The sequence below is a fragment of the Flavobacterium sp. genome, assembly GCF_044368625.1.
GTDB lineage: Bacteria > Bacteroidota > Bacteroidia > Flavobacteriales > Flavobacteriaceae > Flavobacterium.
On the sequence record NZ_JBIPPD010000335.1, the window covers coordinates 1 to 4,569 of the forward strand.

The following is a 4,569-nucleotide window of genomic DNA, read 5'->3' on the forward strand; positions in this document are numbered from 1 at the left end:
TTGCGGGCGTGCGGACGAGAATGCCGCGATCAGCGAGCCGCTGCACCACAATCCTGGTGTTGTTCATCGTGCGTCCGAACTTGATCTGAACGTCCTCGGTCGTCAGTTCTTCCTCGGGGTTCTGGTCGAAGAAGGCGAGGATTTGGTTCTCTAGGGTGTCGCGTGTCATGCGGCCCTCGCTGCGCAGCTAACGGGCGGGAGTGTGTAAACGCCGGGAGGCATGGCGCTGAAGAACTTCGGCACCTCGGTCAGCGTGTCGCCTGCTTTCGTCGGCGGCAGTTCGACGGCCTCGACTCCGTTGCCGTTGACTGAGCCGCTGAACTTGCGCTTCATGGCCGCAGCCGCTGCATCAGCCTCACGCCGACGATACAAACGCTCAGAGAAGGCTTGAGTCTTGGCAGGGATGCCATAGCGGCGCGATCCACTGCCGAGCGGGTTCTGCTTGTCCGCTGCCCTGCCCTTCTCAGTGATGGCCCAGTCCTTCTGACATCCGCGCATTGCCGAGGTCACCATGCCAGCCGCCTGGAGCTTGCGCATAGCCTTCGCCACGCTGTCGAAGTTCTGACGGCAATTGGCGGAAATGTCGTCATAGGTGCCGTTCGGATTGGCGCGGAGGTAGGCCAGGATTTGGGCTGCGATAAATGGCTTCATGTCCTGCCCCTCAGAATGGAATGTCATCGTCCATGTCGTCAAAGCCGGTCTTCGGCTCGCCACCTGCGCTGCCATAGCTGGCCGCTGAGCCTGGGGCGTTTGATCGACGCGGTGCTGGGGCTGGGGATTCCTGCCCGCCTTCCGTCTTGCCGCCCAGCATCTGCATGCGATCGGCGATCACCTTCGTGCTGTAGCGGGTCTGGCCGTCCTTCTCGTACTTGTCGGTTTTGAGGCGACCGCTGATGTAGACCTGCGAGCCTTTCTTCAGGTACTCGCCGCAGATTTCGCCCAGCTTGTCGAATGCGGTGACGTTCACCCACTCGGTTTCTTCTCGCTTTTCGCCGCTGGCGTCTTTCCAGCTTGAGCCGACAGCCACAGAAAACGAGGCGACAGCCTTGCCGTTTGCCATGTAGCGGACCTCAGGCTCCTTGCCGAGTCGGCCAATGCATTGGTATTGATTCAGGTCGTTTGCCACTCAATTGCTCCAGTAAGGTGATGCGATCCAGCCGGCAATGCCGACCCGGTTTTCGCGGTGAAAATAGTTCAGGATCGGGCGGGCTCGGCCCTCTCCTTCCATGCGTACGAGGTCCGTGTAGACCTCTTCGATAGCCATGCCGAGCTGGTCAGCGATCTGCTGGGCAGTCAGCGGCAAGCGGCTTGATTGCAGGATTGCGGCGACGTTCATGCGGCACCCCTTGCCCAGCGCTCGTAAGCGATTGCCAGATGGATCGCGTTGCGGTGCCCGGTCTTCTCGCGGGCGTTCAACATGTGGGCCTCTGCGGTCTTGTTCGTGATGCCCATTTGCTCGGCTGCGAGCTTGACCACGCCTGTGACGATGGTTCGCTCGATCAGTTCGCGCTCACGCGGAGTCAGGCGCTCAAAGCCGGTCAGAGACAACTCGACCTTCACCGGCTTGGGCACAAACACGGGGGCGCGGGCTGGGGCATGGATGCCGCCAGGACATGCGGATGTGAAGCTGAGATTCATTGCGATACCTTCACTGCTGTTCGGATTGCTCGTAGCTGGGCAAGTTGCTCAGCGCTCGGCGGCTTCAGGTTCGACTCTTCGGCTCGCAGCTTTGCGAGGGCGGGGTCTATGCCTGGCTTCGGCGGCGTGGTGATCGGCGGGGCCGTGGCCATCGTCGGCTTCACCGGCATTGGCGCTCGTTGGTTGCGAACCCAGTTGCGCCAAGTGGCGAGCCAATCGGTTTTGCGCCCGTCCTTACCCGGCTTCGCCGCCCAGTAGTCGCGGAACTGCTCCGAGGTCTTGAGGGGGTCAAGCTCTGGCCGTTCGGCTTTGGCCCAGTCCCGCCATTCGTCAGGCAATGCCCAGTCGCTGGGCAAGCGCGAAGCGCGAGCCTCTTCTGAACGTAGTGAAGAAGAGTTCTTCTCTTCTCTTCTCTTCTCTAGGTAACGCTCTGGTAACGTTTTGGTAACGCTCACTGCGTTACCTTCTTCGCCGATCTGCGTTTCTTCTGCGTTACCGGCCTTGAAAGCGGCCACGCGCTTAGCTGTTTGGCCCCGCTTCTTGGCTGAAGCTCCGTTGTGCTCTTCAAAGCCGACGATGCGCACGCCCTCTGGGTGATCTGCGAGCCAGCCAACATCACACAACGCATCCCCCAGGCCCGGAACGCCCGTCTTGCGGTCGATGGCCTTGCAGGTAAGGCCAGGGAGGATGCCGCTCTCCGTGTGTGCGTCAGCCATCGCCCAGAGCCAGTAGAGGCCGCCAATCACAGCAGCCTCGCCCTGGTCTGTTAGATCACACAGACGCGCAACCCGTGGGTCATCCCACAGGTTCGTGCGCATCTTGATCCAGTCGCCAGCCATTACGCAGCCAGCCGCCCGCTGTTAAACTTCGGCTGCGTTTTCCCTTTAGCCCCGCCCAACAGCGGGGCATTTTTCTTTGCAAGCATCGCAGTCAGCCAAGCGCGGACCTCAGCCACGCTTACGCTTGCGTCCTTGACTTGCACCTTCGTGTGATGCGCAACAGACGGATCAAAAGCGCGTAGGCAGCGCACAAACAAGTCATAAGCATCTTGAGCGCGGACCTTGCCGTTCAGATGGGACTTGAACAGACCCGCAATCACTGGCGTCATGGCGTTGAAATCAGCCGTTACCAAGTTGCGATACATCAGCTTCACGTAGTCAGCATCCACACCGCGCATAAGCGAAACAACGGCGGCAGATCGGACAGGCGCTGAGCTCCATGTTTTGGATGTCGTTCCGCAGAAGTTAATCAGGTCCGATGTTGTCGGGGCTGTCATCTCAATGAATGGCAGAGCTAGGGTCGGCGTGACGCCAGCCGACTTGCCCTCCCAGAGCCGGCACAAGAACATGCCGACCTCGGAAACCTTGCGGTCTACGCCCAACACATCACTCACGCTGCGCGTTGCCATCACAACGTCGATCACTGGGAACGCTGCATCGTGGTCCAGCCCGTGCGTCACCAGCATTGGGAAGCTGTAGTTGTCGGGGAGCAGTGAAATAGCCGTCAGCCGGTGCTGTCCGTCGGCCACCGCGCCGTCGCTGTCAAACGCAACGCCCTGATGGGTCATGACGTACTCGCCACGCTCAAAGGATGCGCGCAGGCGCTCGACGTGCGCGGGTCGCAGTGGGCGGTTGCGGGTATTGCTTTCAAGCCACTGACGGGCAAGGCGGGGCGTTACTTGGATGATTTCAAATTGCATCTGCGTTTTCCTAGTGAATGATTGATGTCCGATCAATCGCGGTTCGCAAGTCATCGAGGACTTGTCTTTCTTCGTCGGTGAACTCTTCAAGCGATTCAATGGCGCTGAGAGTCAGCCGCGCATAGGTGCAAAGCATTGAGACGCCGCGCTCTTGGGCCTCTCGCAGTTCCTGGCGCTTCTTCTCGGCTGCCTTGCCTTTGATTGGTGCCGGCTTAGCCTTCTTGGCCTCGCGCAACATGAATGCCGTAGTGACCTCGCCAGCAGTTGCCTTCGCAGTCGCCACAGCCGTCTCAAAGTGCTCATCTGGCATGGCGGCAAGCTGCTGGTAGCGGCTGGACTCATCGCGGGTCAAACCCATCTCGGCCAGAGTTGGTGCAGTCGAATCGTGCGACCGCACCTGGTGCTGGTTTGATCCGACGCCAGCGGCGCCACGGTTCTTCTCAGTCGTCGCCAGCAACTCCCCACACCGACGCTCAGCCCGCACCTTGATTTCAGTGGCGTACTGGATCAGTTCGGAGTCTTTGGCCTGGCGCGCATATGCGGCCATAGCCTCGGCCTTGTCTCGAATGTCCTTAACCTCGTCCACGCGGTAGCACTCAGCCAGCGCCGTGCGGGCATGCTCATAGCGAACCAGTTGTGCGGCTTGGGTCATGCTGCCGCCCTCAAGTCACGGAACAAGCGGCGCTCCACTTCACGCTCGCGTTCAAGTTGTTCTATGCGCTCGGTGGCCTCGCGAAGCTTTCGCTCCGTCTCCGTCTCACGCTTGCGCAGGCTGGAGAGGTCATAGCCCCGTGCCTGCAACATCCAGAGCAGCGGCGCGTCGTTGCCGCAGCGATCCATCACCGCCGACAACTTCGGCCAGATGACGCCCTCTTGCCCAGACTCCCACCGGGACCACTGCGCCTTGTCCAACTTCAGGTCAGACTGAAGCTGCTTCGGCTCCAGTCCTGCCGCCTTGGCGCATAGTCCGATGGCGCCGCCGAGAGTTGTCTCTCGCGCAAGCTCCTGATTGGTTACTTCAGTGGGCAATCCAAGTTGCATCGCAACCTCGCTCAAATCAGTTGTGTGGTGTTGAGAGGCTTGCGCAGGCAAAACTGAATGCCATGAGCAACAGCACCTCAAACGAAAAAGCAGCAGCCGCACTCAAGGCGTTCTTGACGCGCTTGTTTGCACTGATGGCCGCAGACTTGGAGCGCCGAGCCGAAGAGCTGCGACGCGAGCAGAAAAAAGCC

General features: G+C 60.3%; 8 protein-coding genes. All 8 read right to left on the minus strand.

Going from position 1 to position 4,569, the window contains the following annotated elements; all coding sequences use genetic code 11:
* Positions 1 to 165: 165 nt before the first annotated feature.
* The 8 genes from ACIQ2X_RS15775 to ACIQ2X_RS15810 are packed head-to-tail and all read right to left on the minus strand — an operon-like array spanning position 166 to position 4,393.
* Positions 166 to 651 carry a hypothetical protein gene (locus ACIQ2X_RS15775; protein WP_396179930.1) on the minus strand — a complete coding sequence of 162 codons (486 nt, stop codon included), beginning with the start codon at positions 649 to 651 and terminating at the stop codon, positions 166 to 168.
* 10 nt (positions 652 to 661) lie between these two features.
* On the minus strand, positions 662 to 1,126 hold the full coding sequence (locus ACIQ2X_RS15780) for a single-stranded DNA-binding protein (RefSeq protein WP_396179931.1): 465 nt from the start codon (positions 1,124 to 1,126) through the stop codon (positions 662 to 664).
* Positions 1,127 to 1,336, minus strand: a complete 210-nt coding sequence (locus ACIQ2X_RS15785; protein WP_396179932.1) for a hypothetical protein — start codon at positions 1,334 to 1,336, stop codon at positions 1,127 to 1,129.
* Positions 1,333 to 1,638, minus strand: coding sequence for a LuxR C-terminal-related transcriptional regulator (locus ACIQ2X_RS15790; RefSeq protein WP_396179933.1), 306 nt, complete (start codon positions 1,636 to 1,638; stop codon positions 1,333 to 1,335). Before ACIQ2X_RS15790 ends, ACIQ2X_RS15785 begins: the two co-directional genes overlap by 4 nt.
* Positions 1,635 to 2,477, minus strand: coding sequence for a hypothetical protein (locus ACIQ2X_RS15795; protein WP_396179934.1), 843 nt, complete (start codon positions 2,475 to 2,477; stop codon positions 1,635 to 1,637). The genes ACIQ2X_RS15790 and ACIQ2X_RS15795 overlap by 4 nt, the downstream gene beginning before the upstream one ends.
* Positions 2,477 to 3,337: a hypothetical protein gene (locus ACIQ2X_RS15800; protein ID WP_396179935.1), complete on the minus strand. Its 861-nt coding sequence runs from the start codon at positions 3,335 to 3,337 to the stop codon at positions 2,477 to 2,479. Before ACIQ2X_RS15800 ends, ACIQ2X_RS15795 begins: the two co-directional genes overlap by 1 nt.
* Positions 3,338 to 3,347: 10 nt before the next feature.
* The gene (locus tag ACIQ2X_RS15805) at positions 3,348 to 3,989 is read right to left on the minus strand and encodes a hypothetical protein (protein ID WP_396179936.1); all 642 of its coding nucleotides are present in this window, start codon (positions 3,987 to 3,989) and stop codon (positions 3,348 to 3,350) included.
* Entirely contained in the window at positions 3,986 to 4,393 is a 408-nt protein-coding gene (locus ACIQ2X_RS15810; RefSeq protein WP_396179937.1) for a hypothetical protein, read from the minus strand. The genes ACIQ2X_RS15805 and ACIQ2X_RS15810 overlap by 4 nt, the downstream gene beginning before the upstream one ends.
* Positions 4,394 to 4,569: the final 176 nt, after the last annotated feature.

Excerpts from the sequence above, each read along its gene's own strand:
- ACIQ2X_RS15775 (WP_396179930.1), bottom strand. The coding sequence starts at position 651 with ATGAAGCCATTTATCGCAGCCCAAATCCTGGCCTACCTCCGCGCCAAT.
- ACIQ2X_RS15790 (WP_396179933.1), bottom strand. The coding sequence starts at position 1,638 with ATGAATCTCAGCTTCACATCCGCATGTCCTGGCGGCATCCATGCCCCA.
- ACIQ2X_RS15805 (WP_396179936.1), bottom strand. The coding sequence starts at position 3,989 with ATGACCCAAGCCGCACAACTGGTTCGCTATGAGCATGCCCGCACGGCG.
- ACIQ2X_RS15785 (WP_396179932.1), bottom strand. The coding sequence starts at position 1,336 with ATGAACGTCGCCGCAATCCTGCAATCAAGCCGCTTGCCGCTGACTGCC.
- ACIQ2X_RS15800 (WP_396179935.1), bottom strand. The coding sequence starts at position 3,337 with ATGCAATTTGAAATCATCCAAGTAACGCCCCGCCTTGCCCGTCAGTGG.
- ACIQ2X_RS15795 (WP_396179934.1), bottom strand. The coding sequence starts at position 2,477 with ATGGCTGGCGACTGGATCAAGATGCGCACGAACCTGTGGGATGACCCA.